The organism is Bacillus sp. V3-13, from assembly GCF_002860165.1.
Taxonomy (GTDB): domain Bacteria; phylum Bacillota; class Bacilli; order Bacillales; family Cytobacillaceae; genus Bacillus_BJ.
The window spans coordinates 1-21,694 of record NZ_PGUZ01000059.1; the positions used below are offsets into that span (position 1 = coordinate 1).

Genomic DNA, 21,694 nt, shown 5'->3' on the forward strand with positions numbered 1-21,694 from the left:
ACTTATCAAATATAAGTATAATGTTGCGAAAACTATTGTTTCAGATGCCAGGAAGTATATAGACGAAAGTTCCGGATCCAGAGTGGCTGGCAGAGCCACATTTGAAATAGCATCACTCCTTATAGGAACAAAAGGCCTTTCAAATGTGACCAAAGTGGGCAAGGTTGCAAAACCGGCTGCGGTGGTTGCAGATAATAGCGGAGTTAATTTGAGGCCTGTGGATATAGGGACTACTGGTTTGAAATTGGACTTGCAATTCTTTGCTAAGGTATCGGGTAAAACTGAAAAGCACCATATCGCCACTGATAAAAGCAAGAAATTTGACTTCAAGAATCATCCTGCCTTTAAGGAAACGGGGATAAATGTTAGTAAGGACATTGACAACTTAGTTGACTTGGCTAACCATAGAGGTAGACATACCAACAAATATCACCAAGAAGTGCAAGATAGATTGGATGCTGTGTACAATCGCTATGGTGGAACTGATAAGTTGGAGGATACTGTAAGAGCTGAATTAAGGAAAATGAAACAAGAGCTACTTGATGGAAAACTCGATCCATATGGGAAATAATGAAAGGATGATTGTCTGTTGCGCTACTATCGACTGGTCTACAGCAATGATAAGGATGATATGTTACCCGAAGGGAAAAGTCCCATTGTAATAAATAATTACGAACTGTTAGGTTTTGATTTAAGGGCGTTATGGAGAGGACAAAAAATTAACAACTGGAACAATGGTATCAGACTGTTTTATGAAAAAGGTGAGGTATTATTAGATCTGATACCTAATAACCTGTCTTGGTTAATTCTTTCCGTCAATGGATTGAACGTAGTAAGGAGGTTTATTGCAGATGCCCAAGTTTTTCAAGTATCAATTACCTCCGAAGCAAATAAGGACTTGATAATAGAAGCCAATGTTGTCAATGTTCTTACATCAATTTCCGCTATGAACTGGGAGAAAACCGACTATACTGCATGGGATGACGATCCGAAAGAGATAAAAGTAATTAGGAATTTGGTTATGAATCGGAGTGCACTAATTCAAGAGCCAGATATCTTTAGACTTAATGAAAGTAAGAATTTTATAATTGTCTCAGAAAGGTTGAAAAGTGAGATTGAAAAATCTAATTTGTCAGGGTTTGGTTTTTGGGAAATAGAAATAACATAATGGTAACAGTATTTTCCTTGGTTGAGCATAGTGCTTAGCCAAGGTTTTTTCTTTAGCCCTAAATTCTCCTATTCACTGAACATTAGAACGTCCTAAATCGAAACTCGTGCGCTAAAAAGGCATACTGAATCAGTAGATCAATGAATAGGGCATATTTGAATACCAGTAGCTCATGCACGTTGTTTTTTGATTTTAGAAAACTAATGCAGATAGGCCTTATTTCAAATTCAGTACCTCATGCAAGTAAGTTGGGATTGAAAAACGGACCTCAAGCAAATAAATTGGAAGCCCCTCTTGTCAGCAAATAACCGTTCTCATACAATCTCACAGAAGCAGATTCAGAGGCTGAAATGTAAAAGTTACAGCAAGTAAAATTTATGTAACGGGAGGGTGAAAAGTTGAACGTTGTTGGGTATATACGAGTCTCGACTCAAGGTCAAGCAAGAGATGGATATAGCTTGAAATATCAAGAAGAGGAGATAAAAGCATATTGTGAAGAGCATGGCTTTAATTTGACAAATATCTTTAGAGATGAGGGCATAACTGCCAGTTTGTGGAGGAATCCAAGTCATTTATACACCCGGACATACATCCAGTCACATCAATCTATATTTAAAACAAAGCAAGACACTGGTCGCGGCAGATGCTTTAATATCAATCGAAGGCAAATTAAGAGGGCCGGTACAGCAAACTACGCTGGATATGGACCTAGCTCTTAAATCTGTCGGGAAGTTCCTGAACTACGAGATTGAATCAGTGATTTGTTATCATGGGGGACTTGTTGCTGGAAATGTTCAAGAACAAATTCAAAGAATTGTAAAAGTAGGGTAAACCGGACAGGAGTGTTTCCAATGGAGAAAAGAACCGTTTACTTAATTTCCGGACCGGCAGGGGTTGGGAAATCGACAACAACAAAAAAACTTGGCAAAAGTCTAAAAAGAAGTGCCTATATTGAAGGTGACTTAATTGATCATATGGTGGCGGGTGGATACGTTCCTCCATGGGAAAGCGAAGAACTGACCGCATTAATCTGGAAGAATATCATAAGCCTTTGTAACAACTTTCTGGATGCCAATATGGATGTCGTGATTGATTATATAACTTTTCCCGCCGATGCTGCCATGTTAAAAGAAGCCTTTCAAGCCAGGAATATCGAACTCGTATATGTCGTCTTGATGACAGACAAAGAAGAGCTGTTGAAAAGAGATTCGTTAAGGAGTCCAAACGCTCAAATGAAGGAAAGATGTTTAGTTTTAGTCGATGAATTTATGGATTCAGAGCTGCAAGCACGGTTTATTTTAAATACGAGTGGAATGACGACAGAAGATCTTCCTGCTATTATTTCCAATATTAAGACGGACCCTTCCTTTAAACTATAAGGTGAACATTAATTGCATATTAGACGTATAAAAAAGGCAATTCTGACGCAAATCAGATTTGCCTTTTTTGTTGAATTCGAGGTACGGCACCTGTCGATTCTCTTTTTACTAATTTTGCAGGCAACAGAATCTCCTGATGGGGCTCTTCTGGATTTTCCAGCCGCCATAATAATTGTTGTAATCCTTTTTTTCCATAAAACTCTAAGTCAATGTCCATTGTAGTGATTCTGGGATTTGCTATTTTAGATAACTGGCCGTTATCAAAATTACATACAGAAGCATCCTCTGGAACCTGCAAGCCTTTCTTTTGAAGGTTGGACATAACATAAAATCCTAATCCATCGTTGACACAGAACCAGGCGGTCGGCAGATCGGCAAGAGCGTTTATGGCCGCTTCAACTTCTTCAGGAGTTTCTTTAATGCTCGTAATCATCCACTCATCTTTAGCCTCCAGTCCGAGCTTCTTAAACGCCATTAAATACCCTTCCAAACGCTCCAGATAACTGGGGGAAAAGCTTGTATCTCCAACAAAAGCAATGCTTGTATGGCCGAGTTCATGCAAATATTTGATCGCATTGAAAGCCGCGAAACGGTTATTTGTTAAGATTGCATCTGCAGTAAGTGCAGGGTCATGATGATCAATTAAAACCGTTGGAATTCCTGTATGTATAATTTTCTGAATGTATTCGTTGCTAATGTGGGACAGTATCAGTACTCCATCGACTGTCCGGTTTTCGATGAACGGAGGCAAGATCAGATGATCTCTGGCAAAGGGAGTTATAGACTGAATAGTAAGATTCATTCCCTTTGAAAGCAATTCTTTCTCTACGCTGAGATAAATTTCACCGAAGAAGCCCTTTTGGGAAAAAGCAAATTCAGAAGCGATTAATGCAATATTTTTACTGGCTGTTTCTCTTTGTTTTCTTCTGTTTGGATATTCATAACCCATTTCATTAGCGGTAGCTAATACTAATTTTCTTGTTTCTTCGCTTACTCCCGGTTTCCCTGTTAGAGCCTGGGAAACGGAATTCTTGGATATATTCAGACGATCAGCTATACTCTGCATCGAAACTTTACTTTTCATCCTAAGTTCCCTTTCTGTTGATAATTGTCATGTAATTGTAACGTTACAATATAACTATACAAGAAACCTTAAAAGGTTGTAAATGATAAATGATTAAAAATTTACACAAAAAACACATTGACTATACATAATGCAAGGTGTAATAATGTATTTGTAAGGTTTACAAGCATAGTTACAAAATAAAATGTAATTCGCCTAGTCATATGACTTTTATTTTTTCGAAGATAATGACAGCGCTATCATTCTCTGATGTGAATCAAATGGAATCTATTAATTAGTGTACATTTTTGGAGGTGATTTTGAAAGTTTGAACAATGAAAGATGAAGTTTTTAGATTCAAGTTTTACAGAAATAGCAAGCCAATTATAATTTGGGAGGAATACATATGAAGTGGAAAAAAGCAGCATCAATGCTTCTCGCAGCAAGTTTATCTGTCTCGGCGTTAGCAGCGTGTTCAACTGGTAACAGCAACAATAAAGAAACGACAAAAGACGGCGTTACAACCATTGAATTCTGGGCAGCTCCAAACCCTACTCAGCAGGTTTATTGGAAAGAAGTGGCCGAAGCTTTTGAAAAGGAGCATAAGGACATAAAGGTGAATGTCAGCCAAATTAAAGAAAGTCCTACTTCTGAGGCCAGCATTCAGTCAGCTATTGCTGGAAAAAGCGCTCCAACAATCTCTGAAAATATCAATCGCGGTTTTGCTGCCCAGCTTGCCGACAGTAAAGCTCTTGCTCCGTTAAATGAGCTTGAAGGATGGGATAAAATCGTTGAAGGGCGCCAGATGGAGGAAACAGTCAAATCGTGGATTTTCTCTGACGGTAATCAATATGTTCTGCCAATCTACTCTAACCCAATGCTGTTTGGATGGAGACTGGATGTTCTAAAAGAAATTGGCTACAATGAGCCGCCAAAAACTTATAGTGAATTTTTGGATATGACAACGAAGCTGAAAGAAAAATATCCGGATAAATATGTATGGGCAAAGCCGGATCTGGCTGATCCAACTGCATGGAAACGCTGGTTTGACTTCTTTATGCTCTACAATGCAGCGTCTGAAGGGAATAACTTTATTGAAGGTAATGAATTTGTTGCTGAGGACGAAGCAGGATTAAACGTTTTAAACTTCATGGCGGACCTTGAAAAACGAGATGGTATCCTTGTCAAAGAATCGACAGATCCTTTTGAAAGTGGATTAGGGATTTTCACAGATATCGGTCCTTGGACATTCAGCTATTGGGCAGAGAAATTTCCGGAAATGAAATATGGGGAAACATTTACATTGGCGCCACCTCCAGTTCCTGACAATGTAAGCCCGGACAACGTAAAAACGTTTGCTGATGCAAAGGGTCTTGTTATATTTGCATCCGCAACGGACGAGCAGAAGAAAGCAGCTATCACGTTTATCGATTGGGTTTACTCAAATCCTGACAATGACCTGCAGTGGCTGGAGAAGACGAACCTTCCACCCGCACGTGATGATTTATCAACAAATGAAGCATTCACAGCGTTCTTTGAAAACCATCCAGAGTTAAAGCCTTATGCGGAAGCAGTACCAAATGGGATACCTTCCATGGATAATCCAAAATACAATGAGCTGCAAACTCATATTGGCCAACATGCAGTCAACCCTGTTGTGAAAGGAGAAGTAGATCCTGAGAAAGGCTGGAAAGCCATGAAGGAAGCGATCGAGGGGGAGCTTAAGTAATGAAAACGAAAGGAATGAATGGTTTGGGCTGGTTATTTACCAGTCCTTACCTTATATATGCAACAATCTTTTTTGCTATCCCTTTAATATGGTCTTTATATCTATCATTTACTGATTGGAATTTAATTGCGCCAACCTATGAGTGGCTTGGTTTTGAGAATTTTATGAAGGCATTCCGAAACCCGGGTGTTCAAGCGGCCTTTTTTGTTACTTTTAAATTTATGGCTGTGTTTGTACCGTTAGTTTTAATTCTTTCTATTTCGGTAGCCGTAATTGTCCAGGGACTGCCACGCTTTAAAGGTATATTCCTGGTCGGCTTCTTCCTGCCTTACTTATCATCAGGGGTTGTGGCTTCATTTATTGCAAAAGGGCTGCTCTCTTATAACAGCCCGTTAAATGAATTCTTGCGGAAGCTTAATATTCATATCGACTGGCTGGGAACTCCTTTTGCTGCTTTATTCATCGTGGCCTTTATCATTGCCTGGAAATTCACAGGTTATTATGCGTTGATCTTTGTCGCGGGCCTTGAAAGTATTGGCAAGGATATATATGAAGCAGCAGCGATTGATGGAGTTGCTCCATGGCAAAGATTCTGGAAAATCACTTTTCCGATGCTGTACCCTTCTCTTTATACGGTGTTGATTTTATCAATCGGTGTCACGTTTGGTATCTTCACTGAAGTTTACCAATTAACCGGCGGGGGACCAAACTATGCTACAAATACATGGCAAATGGAGATTTATACGCAGGCATTCACTAATCTGCAAGCCGGCTATGCTTCTGCTGTAGCTATTATTGCCTCTATCGTAACGTTCATCTCCATCTTTATTATTCGAAAATTATTAGAATTGTGGGGGAAGCGAAATGGTTGGGTCTAAGAATAAATCACTGTTTCTGCGCTACACTTTAGCCATTTTGTTGCTCATTGTAATGGTTTTTCCATATTTATATATGGTTTTAAATTCATTCGCAGATTGGACACAGGTCGACCGGAAGCTGATTCCTACTGAGTTTACACTGCGTTCCTATGAATGGCTGTTTGGCGGCGGGGAAGCTGTAATCCCCCGGCCGTGGGTAAGAGCATTTTTTAATAGCATAATCGTTTCTACCGCATCAACGTTTTTAATGATGGTATCTGCAGTTATGATTGCCTATGCTCTGGCGAAAATTTCGTTTAAAGGAAGAAACACGGTCAACAACGTGATTCTGTTTCAAATGTTCTTCCCCGGGATCATTTTATTAGTACCAACCTTTTTAATTATGCAACAGGTTGGATTGTACGATTCCTATCTCGGAATGATTCTGCCAAAAGCGTTAAGCTTATGGGCTGTGTTTATGTACACAAACTTTTTCAGGGCGATTCCAGATTCGTTTATTGAAGCGGCAAAAATTGACGGAGCGTCTGAATTGCAAATCATGTTTAAGATTGTACTGCCGATGTCCAAATCGATTACAACGGTTATTTTCCTGTTTTTATTTATGGAAAGATGGACAGAGCTCCTATGGGATATGATTGTAGTCCGCAGTGATAACTTATTAACCTTGAACGTTCTACTTTCGCAAATGTTCGGCCCTTACGGAGGCTACCCTGGCCCAATGTATGCCGCATCCGTCTTATTAACGGTTCCGATTATCATTCTTTTCGTTATTTTCTCTAAGAAGTTCCAAGAGGGAATGCAATTCACACTTAAGTAAACTACGATCAAACGAAAAGAGGGTTCAGCAATGAAGCAATGGTGGAAAGAAGCCATATTCTATGAGATTTATATGCCCAGTTATATGGACGGGAATGGGGATGGAATCGGTGACTTTAAGGGAATTATTTCGAAGCTCGATTATTTGAAGGAGTTGGGCATTACCGGGATTTGGCTGACTCCTTTCTACCCATCGCCGAAAATTGATAACGGGTACGATATTTCCGGTTATTATTCGATTGATCCGGATTATGGATCAATGGAGGATTTTGAACTGTTTATTAAAGAAGCGCATGCCAGAGGGATTAAAGTGATAGCAGATCTCGTCTTGAACCATACGTCTTCCGAACATGAATGGTTTAAAGAATCGCGCTCTTCAAAAAGCAGCCCGAAAAGGGACTGGTATATTTGGCAGGACCCAGTTCAAGGAAAACCACCGAGCAACTGGGAGTCTTTCTTTGGTGGACCGGCGTGGGAGTGGGATGAACAAACAGAACAATATTATTATCACGCATTCGCCAAAGAGCAGGTTGATCTGAACTGGAGCAATCCAGAAGTCAAGCAAGCGATGTACGATGTGATGAAATTTTGGATCAACAAAGGCATTGATGGTTTCAGGCTGGATGTCATCAATTTTCTAACCGTCCAAAACCATTTTACTGACAATCCTTTCAATGAGGAAACGGGTGAGCAAATCCACCAATATGATAAAGACCAGAAGGGTGTACTTTCTGTTATTGCAGAAATTGCTTCGTTTGTGAAACAAAACGGTGACCTTTTTCTTGTCGGAGAGGTTGGTTCAGAGGATTTAGAGCTTCTTAAAAACTATTGCGGTGACGGATTGCTTGACGTCGTGTTTAATTTCAATTTAGGGAGCATCCAAAATTTTGACCTTGATAGGATTTTTACCGAGCTTCAGGAAATGGAGAGGCAATATCGAAACGATCAGATCCCAACCCTGTTCTTTGGAAGCCATGACATGCCCCGCTATTTATCCCGTTTCTGGGGAAATGAAGGTGGAACAGATAAAGCCAAACTGATTGCGATGCTAATGCTCAGTGCAAAGGGTGTTCCATTTATTTATTACGGTGAAGAAATCGGCATGACTAACTTTGAAGCGTTGAGTATCGAACAAATGCGTGATATTCAAGGCATTACTGCGTATCAGCTTGCCGTTAATAATGGTAATGATGAAAAAACAGCCCTAAAGCTGGCGAATGAAAAGAACCGGGATAAATCCCGTTCCCCGATGCAATGGGACGGCTCGAAGTATGGAGGCTTTTCAACTGTCGCCTGGCGGAATTGCAAGACGGCTCAATCGGCGTCTTCACCAGACCGCAGGGAGAGAAGGGCGGAAGAGGGAAGATCGGTTTTACGAAAATTGGCTCACTGGACGATTTGACGGTGGCTGCAATTAATGATGCACCTTTACTTCAAGACCAGTTCATTGAGGAAGAATGGGGTGGAGCAAATGAGATTCACCTTTTAAAGAATGGTCTTCTCGGCGTTCTTGGCCATATTGCAAGCTTTGATGAAGAAGGTAACCGACACTATTATCCAATGTCATTTGTATTTGATCCAGAGTCAGGAAACTTTTCGGATATCGAACTGATCGCAGTTCGAGACAATTTCTTGGATGGACCATCCAAACGGCCGGATCTTGTTGATGTTGTTTTTAGCGGCGGACTGGTACGCAACGAAGAGGGTACAGCAAAGCTCTATGCCGGAATTAGCGATGCGGAAGCACAAATATTAACGATTAAAGATCCATTTGTAAGATTCGAATAAATTAGGAGATGTCAACATGAAAACTTACCGTTATGAAGAAAATCCACTCGTTACACCAAAAGATATAACAGTCTACCATGAAGGTTTTGAAGTAATTGGAGCGTTTAATGCAGGTGTAACGAAGTATAAAGATGAAACAATTATGGTGCTTAGGGTGGCGGAAAGGCCGATTAGTGCAGATGCTGAAACAGTGAAGGCTCCTGTATATAACCCGGATACAAAAGAGCTTGAGATTATTTCCATACAAAAAGAAGATCCACGCTATGATTTTTCTGATCCTCGTGTGATTTTGAAAAAAGATGGAAATGGATTTGCGTACTTAACTTCATTATCATATTTGCGGATTGCCCGCAGTATCGATGGCCGGAATTTCTCCATTGATCCCGAACCATTTATTTATCCTTCCAATCAGCTCGAGACATTTGGTATTGAAGATCCCCGTATTACAAAAATAGACGATACATACTACATCTATTTTAGTGCTGTTTCACCCAAGGGAGTTGGCGAATCTTTAGTCTCTACAAAAGACTTTGCAAAAACAGAGCATCTTGGAATGATTTTTGCACCGGAAAATAAAGATGTGCTTATTTTTCCTGAAAAGATTAATGGCAAGTATTATGCCCTACACCGTCCTGTTCCTAAAGCAACAGGAGCCCCGGAGGTTTGGATTGCAGAATCTGATAATCTTAGGTACTGGGGAAACCATCAATATTTATTAGGGTTAAGGGAAGATTTATGGGATAACGGACGGATTGGAGGTGGAGCTGTTCCGATTAAAACAGAAAAGGGCTGGCTGGAGCTTTATCACGGGGCTTCAAAAGAAGACCGGTACTGTATGGGAGCTGTATTGCTCGACCTTCAGGATCCAACTAAGGTAATTGCCCGGTCAGAGAAGCCGATTTTAGAGCCTGAGGCTGATTATGAGGTGGACGGGTTTTTTGGAAATGTTGTGTTTTCTTGCGGTGCCATTACAGAAGGAGATATTGTTAAAATGTATTATGGTGTAGCAGACACTTCGATGGCCTGTGCCGAACTAAGCTTAACAGACATTTTAGACTCATTGGTATACTATTAATAGGGGTCAGGCCCCACAATGCTAGAAATCAGGGAGTAATTATGCGACGTCTATTTACAATATTTTCAGAAGAAGCTAACTATTATTTGGTGATGAACGCCTTTTTTGCTTTTGCCTCTGCCTTGTCAGCCATTTTTTTAAATGTATTTTTGTGGAAGCTTGATTCAAGCTTTTCGCTGTTGGCCATGTATTCTTTTTTTCTATCATTTTCAATTTTAGCAAGCTTCAGCTTATGTGCCTGGTTTGCCAGAAAAACGACCCCGATGGCATCGTTAAGATTGGGGATCCTTTGCCATATCTTGACTTACTTATTGATGTTGATTTTAAAAGACTCGTTAAGCTCATACGTCATATTATTAGGCACGTTAATGGGATTGGCTATCAGCTTTTACAGTGTCGGTGCGCATATGGCTATTCTTGACATGACAACAAATGAAAAAAGAGACCGCTTCTTGTATGCACAGGGAATCGTAGCGACGATTGGTGGATTAGCCGGACCTCTTCTAGCAGGGTTTATTATCGAATTATTTACAGGAACTACCGGGTACTATTTAGTTTTTGGTCTATCTGTTATCTTTTACTTTTTGGCAATGATCGCTTCGATGAAGGTAGAAGGGTCACCGATTCAAAAAGTTAGCTACTTAATGGAAGTATTTCGAAAGCCGACTCGGGAATGGAAAGGGATGTATATCGTATCCTTTGGCGACGGTATCGTTTCAGGCGTTTATCAAACCTTTTTAATTACCATGATGATCTATTCGGTCGCAGGGGGCGAAATGAGTCTGGGAATCTTTAATACTCTTGCAGAATTGGTCAGCATTATAGCCTTTTTGTGGTTAGCAAAAGCCTCTTCGCCAAAGCTGAGATTGCCGATTTTCGCAATAGGGGCGATCGGTTTGTCATTGGCATCAATTTTCTTATCGATGGCGCCTTTTCTTTTAACATTGATATTGTTTACGATTCTAAAACCGATTACTTCCAACATGATATACATTTCTATGAATGCCTTATTATACGAGGCAATTGAAAAAGATCCACAATATAAAGAGAAACGGTTGGACTATATTATTATAAGAGAAATCCCCCTTGGCGTTGGAAGAATGCTGGGGGTCGGTATTTTTCTTTGGATGAGAAGCACATTTGAAATTCAAGATCTTTTATCGACTTCATTTGCTGTTTTTCCGGTTATTTATATTATTATGATCCCACTGCTTTATTTAATCTGGAACAAAAAGTCCAATCTTGCAGTTACAAGCTAATTATATAGACAACAAGACAGGTAGGGTATTATCTTTTGTCAGCCCAGAGAGAAGACCCGGAAGCAGTTATATTTATTACTGGAAAGTCTAAAAAGACTATCCAGTTTTTTTAGGTTCTTTATTACATAAAAACAGGATTTTACTCCTATATTTTGATAATTTAAAAATTTTTTAGAATTATTTTATACTTATATGTATACATATAAGTATTCGAATGATATATTTGATTTGTGATAGTTACAACTTAAAAAGGAGGAGGAGCTGGATGAATTATATGGCTGCAGGTGGGAGTGTGGAAAAGGTTTATGTTTTACGGCTTAAACCTGATACTGATTTGATTCATGGCATCGAGGAATTTGCTGCTAAGGAGGGGATTACCCACGGTGTGATTGTCTCAATGCTGGGAACCTTGAAGGAGGGGGCATTCCGAAATCCGAGAGTTGATACGACGCTACCGATTGTGAGGGAATACGAAGGTGCAGATCAAATTGATTCGTATGCGTTTGAACGGCCGGTTGAAATCGTAGGTGGGGCAGGCAACCTTTTTCCGAAGGAAGATCAAGTCGAAGCCCATATTCATCTTATTGTGTCCCAGGATGGGGCAAAAACGATGGCAGGCCATTTATTTAGAGGGAAGATTTGGACGCAAGCAGAAATCTTTATTGCGAAGCTTTCAGGAATAGACCATGTTGTCCGTCGACATGAAGCAGATACTGGTCTATGGCAAATCCAGGTTGATTGAAAAATAAACATATTAATTTGCTGAAAAATGAAAGGGGTTTCAAAAATGACGAAAGTTACAAATCTTACACTTCCACTGTACCCTGGGATGCCAGTAGGGAATGTTTGGGCTTGGGATGCTCCGTTCCGGCAGGAGCCAATTGTTACGTTAGAAGACAATGGAGTGCGTATCGATGCCATTTCACTTCATTCTGAAACTGGAACAAGATTAATGATGGCGGCCACGATTGATGAACAGGCACCTACGATTGGGCAGATCGATTTTAATAAGTTCGTAAACCATGAGGCGGTCGTCATTGATATTCCAAAAGATGCGGAAGAAGAAATTATTCCTGAGGATATTGATCGATATGTAGTGTCTGACCCGGATTATCAAGAGGGTGATATTGTTTTAATCAGAACCGGATGGGGGAATGATCGCCGCTTTGAGAAATTGGGAGACGATTATGCGATTAGAACACCTCACTTCAGTGAAGCAGGATCAATCCGGTTAACCGAGGTAATGAAAAGTAAGGGCAGTGATACGGTCGCGATTGATGTGGCTTATGTTGGTTCTTGCGGCTGGAAGCATATGAAACAAGAATGGGTGGACCTTCCAAAGTGGCTCCGGCCTCCATTCCCTTCAGAAACGGCTAAAATCTATTTGAAGAATTACACAAGAGATAAATCATGGATTGATTGGGCGGCTTCGTGGCCGTTGCACGAGCAAGGATATATTATTGCGGCTTTATGCAACCTTGACCAAATAACCAGCAAACGTGTCAAACTTACAGCACTTCCGTTATTTGCAAGAGATTGTATTGGTGCCCCTGTCACTGTAGTTGCTATTGAAGAATAACTGTTTATCTATTTTTCCGGGAAGCGCTCCGTAGAATTGCTAAATATGATTTTAATAGTTTTTAAGTGACGAAGAGGACTTTTAGCTTTCATTGCTAAAAGTCCCGCAAAAAAAATGCAATTCAATTCTATAGCACATATGGAGGTGCGCCGCGTTGATTAATGAAAACGCTTACCTTGAGGAACAAACTGTCCGTAAAGTCACGAAAAGAATCATTCCGTTTCTATTTGTATTGTTCATCATTGCATATCTTGACCGGGTTAACTTAAGCTATGCTGCACTTGATATGAACAAAGATTTGGCTTTGTCAAGTGAGGTTTTTGGTTTAATCGCTGGTATCTTTTTTCTCGGATATGTCATTTTCGAAATACCAAGCAATATTATGCTCCATAAGTTCGGGGCCAGAAAATGGATTGCACGTATTTTAATATCCTGGGGACTTGTTGTTGTTTTTACAGGCTATGTACAAAATGAAACACATCTTTATATTCTACGGTTTTTGCTTGGGATTGCTGAAGCGGGATTCTTCCCGGGAATTATCCTGTATATTACTTATTGGTTTCGAACGAAAGATCAGGCCCGTGCTTATGCTCTGTTTTATCTGGCTTTGCCGGTATCTAATATTGCTGGTGCACCTGTGTCAACATGGATCATGGACAACATCCACTGGTTTGGCTGGGAAGGATGGCGCTGGATGTTTGTCCTGGAAGGGCTCCCTGCCATCTTGTTGGGGATTGTCACCTTTTTTTATTTGACTGACCGTCCTCATCAGGCGAAATGGCTGACTGAGGAAGAAAAGGCCTGGCTTGAAGCTGAGTTGGAGAAAGAAAAGAGTATGAAAAAACCACAAGAAAAACATTCGATTGCAAAAGTCTTTACAAACGGAAAGGTTCTTCATTTAGCCCTCGTATATATAACGATCAATTTTGGATTATACGGAATCGGATTCTGGATGCCGCAAATTATTAAGGGGTTATCATCGGATTTATCCAGTACTCAAATCGGGCTGCTTACCATGATTCCTTATATATTTGCCGGAATTACGATGATCCTGTGGGGAATGCATTCTGATAAAACAGGTGAAAGACGCTGGCATGCTGCCATTCCTCCGATTATCGGGGCGATTGGTCTCGCAGGATGTGCAATTATTAAGGATCCGGCTATCTCTCTTGTATTGTTAAGCTTAACAACTATGGGCCTTTTCAGCTTTTTTGCACCTTTTTGGTCACTTCCGAATCGATTTCTGGCTGGTTCTTCAGCGGCGGTTGGAATCGCTTTAATCAATTCCATCGGTAATTTCGGAGGGTTTTTCGGTCCATACATGATGGGCTTTACTGAAGAGGTTACGGGGTCTACTTCAAGCGGCTTGTTCATTTTAAGTGGAGCTCTCATCCTATGTACCTGCTTGATTCTTCTCTTCCGAAAGGAGCGGCATCATCAGGATTCCAGTACCGGGATCGGCGATAAACAAATTCCTCATATGCATTGATACGAGTGAGCAGATTGTAAGTGGGGAAGAAAAACCCCACTTTATTTTATAGATTTCCATTTTAATAGATTGAACCGGCAGGGAGGGAAATATCGTGTATGTTATTGGCGCTGATTTTGGAACAGAGTCTGGAAGAGTGTTGCTGCTAGAAGCTAAAACTGGAGAGATTGTTTGTACTGATGTTACTTCTTATCCGCATGGTGTTATTGAAGGAGATTTTTTAGATGGTTCTCATCTTCCGGATGGATGGGCATTGCAGCATCCAGACGATTATCTGCAGGTGTTACGCGAATCTATACCTAAAGTTCTAAAGGAAGCGAGGATAAAGCCTGAGGAAGTAATCGGGATTGGTATCGATTTTACTGCGAGTACTATTCTTCCCGTACTTGAGGGTGGGACGCCTTTATGCATGCTGCCTGAATGGAAAGATGATCCTCATTCCTATGTTAAGCTATGGAAACATCACGCTGCCCAGCCATATGCAGATGAATTAAATCATCTCGCAAAAATTAGAGGGGAAAGCTTTTTGGGAAGGTATGGCGGGGAGGTTTCTGCAGAATGGATGCTTCCCAAAATACTACAGGTTTTAAGGGAAGCACCAGAAATATATAAAGCTGCAGCACATTTTGTGGAAGCTGGAGATTGGGTAGTCTGGCAGTTGACCGGAATCCACACAAGAAATGCCTGTGCAGCTGGATATAAAGCGTGCTGGGATCGCACAGATGGTTATCCGGAAAAGACATTTCTTGAATTGTTAGATCCAAGGATGAGCGATTTAATTGGCACCAAGATTCCTAATAACGTAATGGATGTCGGTTCGTTCGCCGGATTATTGAGCCCTTATTGGGCTGAACAGATTGGATTGACACAGAATACAGCAGTTGCTGTAGCTACGATTGATGCGCATGCCAGTGTGCCTGCAATCGGTGTGGATAGCCCCGGGCAAATGGTTATTGTGATGGGTACTTCGTTCTGCCACATGCTTTTGGGAGAAACAAAGAAAACCATTCCTGGCATTCCGGGAGCGGTTGATGGGGGAATCATTCCTGGTTATATTGGGTACGAAGCAGGCCAACCGGCTGGAGGAGATATGTTGGGATGGCTAGTTCGTAACTTTGTATCCACTTCAAAACTTTTTTCGGAATCTGACAAGCAAAACGCCAATCTCCATCAAGTATTAACAGAACGTGCTGAAAAAATTCCTGCCGGAGGCACAGGTCTTCTCGTTTTAGATTGGCTAAATGGAAATAGGTCAGTGCTTATGGATGGAGATTTATCCGGGCTCATTGTCGGTTTGTCTTTGTCTACAAAACCAGAAGAGATATATCGTGCGTTTTTGGAAGCTATCGCATTTGGAACCCGTATAATAATTGAAATATTTGAAAATCATGCTGTTTTGGTTGATGAAATTCACGCATGTGGAGGGGTCGCTGTAAAAAACCCATTGTTCATTCAAATCCTTGCAGATGTCACGGGTAAAAACATTTATGTTAACGAAGTTGATTATGCACCTGCCATCGGAGCGGCTATTCTCGGAGCTGTTGCAGCCGGAGAAGAAAGGGGGGGCTATAATAGTATAGAAGAAGCGTCAGTTCATTTAAGCAGTTTATCCCGGAAGCTATTTAAACCGAATCCTGATACTTGTCAAATCTATAACGAGTTATACAAGGAGTATTGCATCCTTTACGAAGCGTTTGGACGTGGAAAGTTCAATGTCATGAAGAATTTAAAGGCTATTAGGACTGGCACAAGGGGCAGTTACAGCTAATTTAGTGGATGGCGAAAGAACTGACTTTATCAAATATTTTGGCTGTTAATTGTTTTGTATGAACTACAAAAAATCCATATATGTATACAAATGGGTTTTGAATTGATATATTATAAATATGAATAATCTAACCATTAAAAACCAGAACTCTAAAAAAAAGAAAACAACCGCAGCGGATCGAGCTTATTCAGCTATTCGGATAGCCATTGCAAATGGGGAGTTAAGGCCCGGGTATCCGCTGCTTGAAACGGAACTTTCAGAACAGCTTGGCATGAGCCGGACCCCTGTCCGGGAAGCCCTTAATCGCTTAAAAGCAGAAGATATAATTGAGACGGTTAAGCGTAAAGGTATTTTTGTCAAAACCCTGTCAAAAGAAGAATTGTTTCAGTGGTATGAGGTGGCAGAAGGACTTGAAGGTATGGTGGCTTATTTGGTGGCTTCAGACCCGAATGTCCAACTCGGAGAACTTGAAAACGATATCAAAACAATGGAGGAAGCTCTTACCGAAAATAACACAGATAAATGGATTGTTGCAGACGAGCATTATCATGCTGCGTTGAATGCCCTTTGTAAAAATGTTTTTCTCGTCGAAAATCTTCAACGTGTACACGAGAAATTACGTCTTGCACGACTGGTTTTAATAGCTGGATCAACCCCGGACAAGACACAATCGACCAGAGAACACCGCGCCAATTTGGAAGCAATTAAGGCGGGCGATGCGGAACTCGCCAGACAAATTACACAAAACCACTGGAAGCGTATTCGTAAAGCATATCAAGGCTTATCCGATTAGATCCAATTAGACAATCAGGATGATGGAGAAAAAATGAAGTTTGAAAGTCCCTGCAAGCATTCAGGAACTTCTCAGCTTTAATCATAAGCCTTATTCGTTTTTTTTAATGTTAACACTCATTGGAGGCAAGAAAATGGCGATTAAAAAATTTGAACATGTCGGTATAATGGTCAAAGACTTAGAACAGTCTATTGGGTTTTATAAAGACGTTTTGGGATTAGATTTACTGGACAGAATCGATCATAACGATCCTTCTATTAAATTAGCATTTTTGGGTATTAAAGAAAGTGATCAAATTTGTGTTGAGCTTGTTTTCGGTGCGAAAGGGAATTTACCCGACGAAGGAAAGGTTCATCATATTGCTTTTACAGTCGACAATATTGAAGATGAGATTGAACGCCTCCAATCACATGAGGTTATTTTTATTGACGAAGAAATAACGACTTTAACAAACGGGGCGAAATATATTTTTTTAAAAGGGCCGGACGGAGAATTACTTGAGCTTTTTCAACCCCCGGGCTACGGTAAATAACAATCATGGACGGAATGCAACAAATTAGCGTTAAATTTGTTTGCATTCCGTTTTTTCATTAATTGATACTTTCACTTTTGATTTCAACGTTTACTTGAAAAAACACTATCAAACTACTATAAATCCTAATTTTATATTGAAAACTTAAAATTTTAAAAAAGTATTGACAATTTGAACGCAAAATGAAAATATAAGATTAAACAATTAGTTTCGACAATGAACAAACTAAACGAATTTAAGTTCCGGGATGCAAGCGCAGGTCCCTTATTTGTAAAGGAGAAATAAAAATGGCAACTTAATAGATTTATACAAACTAAATTGTGAGCGCTTAACGAATAAAGGTTAGTTGCATTTTTATTTTATTATTTCTTGTTTGTTTTTTCTCTGTACAAACAAACAAGAAAGGAGGTTTTCGATTGGATACACTCAAAGGTAATTTAGATATTATGAAAAAAATAAATCGATCGCTCATTCTCGATACGATAAGATCACATCAGCCTTTAAGCAGGGCGCAAATAGCGCAAAGATTAAAGCTGAGCCGATCGACAGTTTCTTCTATTGTCGAGGAACTTCTTTTAAAAAAGCTCGTTGTCGAATTAGGCTATGGGAGTTCAACCAGTGAAGGAGGCCGAAGAGGATTACAGCTCGGATTCAATCCAAAATCTGCGTTTGGGATCGGCTTGGATATTGGCGGAACAAAAATTCTTGTTGTGATTACGGATCTTGACGGCTCGATTGAATTCCGAGAAAAATTCCCAACTACAAGTAACACTGACAAAATTATCGAGATCATCAAACAAAGTATACATAAAGCGGGACTATCAGAGAGTGACGTAATTGCAATGGGAGTTGGTGTTCCGGGGATAACGACCAAAGATGGAATAGTTGTAGATGCCCCTGCACTTAAATGGACCAACCTGGAATTGAAAAGCGAAATGCAAGCGAATTTCGATTTTCCGGTTTTTATCAATAATGACGTTAACTGTGCGGCCCTGGGTGAACGCTGGCTCGGTTCGGGAGAAAATTCCGATGACATCTTTTTTATAGCGATTGGCACCGGAGTTGGAAGCGCTATCGTTGCCAATGGCGAATTAATTCAGGGGTTTGACAGCCGAGCCGGGGAAATCGCCTATAACATCAGTGAAACTGACATAAAAGAGGGACAGGAAAACAAGTTGGGCGAATTTGGAGTGTTCGAGAAAAAAATATCCGGGAGCGCGCTTCAAAAACATTGCAACCCGCCAGAACGGCTTTTCACTGAATATGCAAAAGGCAGCAAGGCTGAAACGGAAATTATTGAAAACTTTATCTTGCAGCTCTCGATCAATATTGCCAATGTCGTGAATCTGTTAAACCCTGAATTTGTCATCATTGGCGGGGGCGTTTCCGAGTCAATGGGTGTTGTCATCGAAAAAATTCAAGAGTCCGTCGAGCGGCTTACTCCTATAAAGACGAAGATCGGGCTCGCTACACTGGGAGGGGATGCCGGCGGTTTGGGTGCCATTGCCTATGCATTCAAGGAGATAGAGGGATTTAATATGTTGGGTGATTAATAAAAAGAGAAGGGAAGTAGTCAAATGTTTCTTAACCGTACAATTAAGCGTAATCCTGAACTGATTAAAACGACTGTCGCATTGCACCAGGCTGGAGATATTCCTCCCAATACTTATGTTTTCGACGCAGATGCCTTTACCAAAAACGGACAGAAGCTCAGGCAAGCAGCAGAGGCAAATAATCTAAAATTGTACTTTATGACAAAGCAGCATGGGCGCAATGCAGAGCTTTTTAGAAGAATTACCAAACCTGGAGCAAAAGAAACTGTTTCTGTAAGTATGGAAGATGCCCGAATCCTGCACAGAAATGGAATTGGTCTTGGCCATCTCGGCAACTTGGTACAAACTCCACACTTCGAGCTGGGAAAAATTATCGGCACCTACCGTCCGGAAGTAATCACCGTTTTTAGTGTGGAAAAAGCAAAGCAAATATCCGAACACGCCAATAGATTGCGAGTAAAGCAGCCGATTTTATTACGGGTGCATTCCCGGGAGGACACTTTATTCCCTGGAATGGAAGGCGGGTTTTATTTGGACGAACTTCCGGCGGCGATAAAAGAAATCAACAAACTGCCGGGCATAGAAATTGCGGGCATAACTTCATTTCCTGCTCTTGCCTACAACCAAGACGGAAGAGAGCCTATAGCGACACAAAACTTGTTTTCTTTAATCGAAGCAAAGGAAATTCTCCGCAAGGAAGGAATCGAAATCTGGCAAGTAAATGCACCTGGGAATACGGCATGCAACACAATGGAATTTCTCGCCAAGCATGGAGTAACCCATGTCGAACCAGGATCCGCCTTAACCGGGTCAAGCACCTTCCACTTGTTTGATGAGGATCTGGAAGAAGAACCATCGATGATTTATTTATCGGAGATATCCCATAAATGGAATGAACTAGTTTACGTTTACGGGGGCGGTTTTTTCATTGATGATCCACCGGTCTCAACGCGTGATCAATTTATCAGAAAAGCATTAGTGGGTAATAGACCTGAGAACATCCTCGAAAAAGAATTTATTTGGAAGGGGATTGGTGCACGGGGAGGCGGTAAATTTGCTTCGATTGATTATCATGGAATATTGGATTCCAATGGTCATCATTCCTCTGTTGGCGACACCGTTGTTTTCGGATTTCGCACCCAGATGTTCATGACCAGGGCTTATACAGCTGTAGTAGAAGGATTATCAACTCAATCACCGCGTTTAGTGGGAGTATGGGATTGGGCAGGCCACAGAGTCGGTGGCGGCCTGGAATAAAGATTAGGTTTTCTGCTGTTATCGAACGAAAAGCGCCGCTATTTTAGAAAGGATGGTTAATAAAATGGTTTTGAATAATGAAGTGGCTTATATGTCAGTAGCTGAAATGAGCAGGAAAATCAAAAACCGTGAATTATCACCAGTCGAAATTGTAGATTCCACGATACAGCGCATTGAAAAAAGAAACCAGAGTTTGAATGCATTTGTGTATTTTGCTTTTGACCATGCCAGGCAAATGGCTAAGCAAGCTGAAAGCGCTTTATACTCAGGAGGAAAACTGGGTCTGTTGCATGGTGTTCCAACCGCAATGAAGGATTTGTTTGAATATCCGGGCTGGCCGAACACAATGGGCGGGATTAAGGCGTTGAAAGATAATATGTCCAACAATTTCAATATTTACTCGCAAAAAATGGAACAGGCAGGTGCGATCCTCGTAGGGAAAACGAATAGCCCGGTTTTGGGATTCCGCGGTACATGTGATAACTTTCTGTTTGGCCCGACGCGCAATCCGTTTGATTTAACAAGAAATTCTGGTGGATCTTCTGGTGGAGGCGCTGCTGCCGTTGCGGATGGGCTGGTTCCGATTGCAGAGGGGACAGACGGCGGGGGATCGATCAGGATACCAGCTGCCTGGTGCGGTTTATATGGATATAAAGCTTCCTTCGGCCGCATTCCGTTTATATCCAGACCAAATGCATTTGGTGCTACAACGCCGTTTCTTTTCGAGGGTGCAATGACCCGGACTGTGGAAGATGCAGCGATCGGATTAAATGTCCTGGCCGGTTTCGATTCAAGAGACCCATACAGTTTAGATCAAAAAATCGATTATACCCAATCTCTCAATCTTCCAGTTAAAGGTTGGAAAATTGCATATAGCCCGGACTTTGGAGCATTTCCGGTTGACCCTGAGATCAAAAAAATAGTCAAGCAAGCCGCATTGAAGTTTGAAGCTTTAGGTGCTCATGTTGAAGAAGTTAAGGTAGGGATCAAAAGACATCATCTTGAACTCAGCAAGTTGTGGTGCCGCTTAATTAGTATTGTGAGCGTGGAAACTTTCGAAAATTTCAAAAAGCAAGGGCGTGACCTTCTAAAAGATCACCGCGAGGATCTGCCAACAGAATTGATCGAATGGTATGAAATTGCCGACCGGATGACGCTTCATGATTTAATCAGGGATCAACAAATGAGATCCGAAGTTTACGATGCCATTCAGGATGTGTTTGAAGATTATGATCTGATTCTCACACCTACATTAGCCTGCCATCCGGTGAAAAATACGGATGATGGAAATACAAAAGGGCCATTAATGATCAACGGAGAGGAAGTCGAACCTTTAATAGGATGGTGTCTGACTTACTTCACCAATTTTACCGGCCACCCTTCAGCGTCAATACCGGCGGGTCTTTCGGAGAACAATCTTCCAGTCGGTTTACAGATTATCGGCAGAAGGAATGCTGATGAAGCTGTCCTGGCTGCAAGTGCGGCATATGAAAGAATCAACCCATGGCAGGATATCTACAAGCTGGTTGAAAACAGACCATTGTTCTAAAAAAACGGATTCATCCTCA

Annotated in this window: 19 protein-coding genes and 2 pseudogenes; 20 read left to right on the forward strand and 1 reads right to left on the reverse strand. The window is 41.0% G+C overall.

Annotated features, from left to right (window positions below; genetic code table 11):
* From CU633_RS18400 to CU633_RS18415, 4 genes and pseudogenes are all read left to right on the forward strand, one after another.
* Window positions 1-571 (forward strand): AHH domain-containing protein (locus CU633_RS18400; protein WP_180955027.1); only part of this gene is annotated, 571 nt, incomplete at its 5' end.
* Between the two features lie 18 nt (window positions 572-589).
* Window positions 590-1,168, forward strand: a complete 579-nt coding sequence (locus CU633_RS18405) for an imm11 family protein (protein WP_101662039.1) — start codon at window positions 590-592, stop codon at window positions 1,166-1,168.
* Window positions 1,169-1,566: 398 nt separating this feature from the next.
* A pseudogene (locus tag CU633_RS23450) lies at window positions 1,567-1,719 on the forward strand (recombinase family protein); the annotation flags it as partial.
* A gap of 300 nt (window positions 1,720-2,019) precedes the next feature.
* Window positions 2,020-2,547: an AAA family ATPase gene (locus CU633_RS18415; protein WP_101662041.1), complete on the forward strand. Its 528-nt coding sequence runs from the start codon at window positions 2,020-2,022 to the stop codon at window positions 2,545-2,547.
* 52 nt (window positions 2,548-2,599) lie between these two features.
* On the opposite strand, the gene CU633_RS18420 is transcribed toward CU633_RS18415, so the two are convergent.
* Window positions 2,600-3,631, reverse strand: a complete 1,032-nt coding sequence (locus CU633_RS18420; protein ID WP_101662042.1) for a LacI family DNA-binding transcriptional regulator — start codon at window positions 3,629-3,631, stop codon at window positions 2,600-2,602.
* 385 nt (window positions 3,632-4,016) lie between these two features.
* Here CU633_RS18420 and CU633_RS18425 point away from each other — a divergent pair, with 385 nt between their 5' ends.
* From CU633_RS18425 to CU633_RS18500, 16 genes and pseudogenes are all read left to right on the forward strand, one after another.
* A complete protein-coding gene (locus CU633_RS18425; protein ID WP_101662043.1) occupies window positions 4,017-5,339 on the forward strand; it encodes an ABC transporter substrate-binding protein in 1,323 nt (440 codons plus the stop codon).
* Window positions 5,339-6,217, forward strand: a complete 879-nt coding sequence (locus CU633_RS18430; protein WP_101662044.1) for a carbohydrate ABC transporter permease — start codon at window positions 5,339-5,341, stop codon at window positions 6,215-6,217. The genes CU633_RS18425 and CU633_RS18430 overlap by 1 nt, the downstream gene beginning before the upstream one ends.
* Window positions 6,204-7,034, forward strand: a complete 831-nt coding sequence (locus CU633_RS18435; RefSeq protein ID WP_101662045.1) for a carbohydrate ABC transporter permease — start codon at window positions 6,204-6,206, stop codon at window positions 7,032-7,034. The genes CU633_RS18430 and CU633_RS18435 overlap by 14 nt, the downstream gene beginning before the upstream one ends.
* A gap of 30 nt (window positions 7,035-7,064) precedes the next feature.
* Complete coding sequence (locus CU633_RS18440) at window positions 7,065-8,435, forward strand: alpha-glucosidase (RefSeq protein WP_257959032.1); 1,371 nt, start codon at window positions 7,065-7,067, stop codon at window positions 8,433-8,435.
* Window positions 8,324-8,821: pseudogene (locus CU633_RS18445) on the forward strand (DUF1861 family protein); the annotation flags it as partial. The gene CU633_RS18440 and the pseudogene CU633_RS18445, both read left to right, overlap by 112 nt.
* 16 nt (window positions 8,822-8,837) lie before the next feature.
* Entirely contained in the window at window positions 8,838-9,896 is a 1,059-nt protein-coding gene (locus CU633_RS18450; RefSeq protein ID WP_101662047.1) for a BtaManbiosPhlase, read from the forward strand.
* Window positions 9,897-9,937: 41 nt separating this feature from the next.
* A complete protein-coding gene (locus CU633_RS18455; RefSeq protein WP_101662048.1) occupies window positions 9,938-11,155 on the forward strand; it encodes an MFS transporter in 1,218 nt (405 codons plus the stop codon).
* A 265-nt stretch (window positions 11,156-11,420) separates the two neighbouring features.
* Window positions 11,421-11,897 carry a PPC domain-containing DNA-binding protein gene (locus tag CU633_RS18460; protein WP_180955028.1) on the forward strand — a complete coding sequence of 159 codons (477 nt, stop codon included), beginning with the start codon at window positions 11,421-11,423 and terminating at the stop codon, window positions 11,895-11,897.
* A 45-nt stretch (window positions 11,898-11,942) separates the two neighbouring features.
* Window positions 11,943-12,734, forward strand: a complete 792-nt coding sequence (locus CU633_RS18465; RefSeq protein WP_180955029.1) for a cyclase family protein — start codon at window positions 11,943-11,945, stop codon at window positions 12,732-12,734.
* A 154-nt stretch (window positions 12,735-12,888) separates the two neighbouring features.
* Window positions 12,889-14,223, forward strand: coding sequence for an MFS transporter (locus CU633_RS18470; RefSeq protein ID WP_219620973.1), 1,335 nt, complete (start codon window positions 12,889-12,891; stop codon window positions 14,221-14,223).
* Between the two features lie 94 nt (window positions 14,224-14,317).
* A complete protein-coding gene (locus CU633_RS18475; protein WP_257959036.1) occupies window positions 14,318-15,991 on the forward strand; it encodes a ribulokinase in 1,674 nt (557 codons plus the stop codon).
* A gap of 118 nt (window positions 15,992-16,109) precedes the next feature.
* A complete protein-coding gene (locus CU633_RS18480; RefSeq protein ID WP_101662052.1) occupies window positions 16,110-16,784 on the forward strand; it encodes a GntR family transcriptional regulator in 675 nt (224 codons plus the stop codon).
* Between the two features lie 133 nt (window positions 16,785-16,917).
* Window positions 16,918-17,316, forward strand: coding sequence for a VOC family protein (locus CU633_RS18485; RefSeq protein WP_101662105.1), 399 nt, complete (start codon window positions 16,918-16,920; stop codon window positions 17,314-17,316).
* 416 nt (window positions 17,317-17,732) lie between these two features.
* Window positions 17,733-18,869 carry an ROK family protein gene (locus CU633_RS18490; protein WP_219620974.1) on the forward strand — a complete coding sequence of 379 codons (1,137 nt, stop codon included), beginning with the start codon at window positions 17,733-17,735 and terminating at the stop codon, window positions 18,867-18,869.
* Between the two features lie 24 nt (window positions 18,870-18,893).
* Window positions 18,894-20,126, forward strand: coding sequence for an alanine racemase (locus tag CU633_RS18495; protein WP_101662053.1), 1,233 nt, complete (start codon window positions 18,894-18,896; stop codon window positions 20,124-20,126).
* 64 nt (window positions 20,127-20,190) lie between these two features.
* Window positions 20,191-21,675, forward strand: a complete 1,485-nt coding sequence (locus CU633_RS18500) for an amidase (RefSeq protein WP_101662054.1) — start codon at window positions 20,191-20,193, stop codon at window positions 21,673-21,675.
* Window positions 21,676-21,694: the final 19 nt, after the last annotated feature.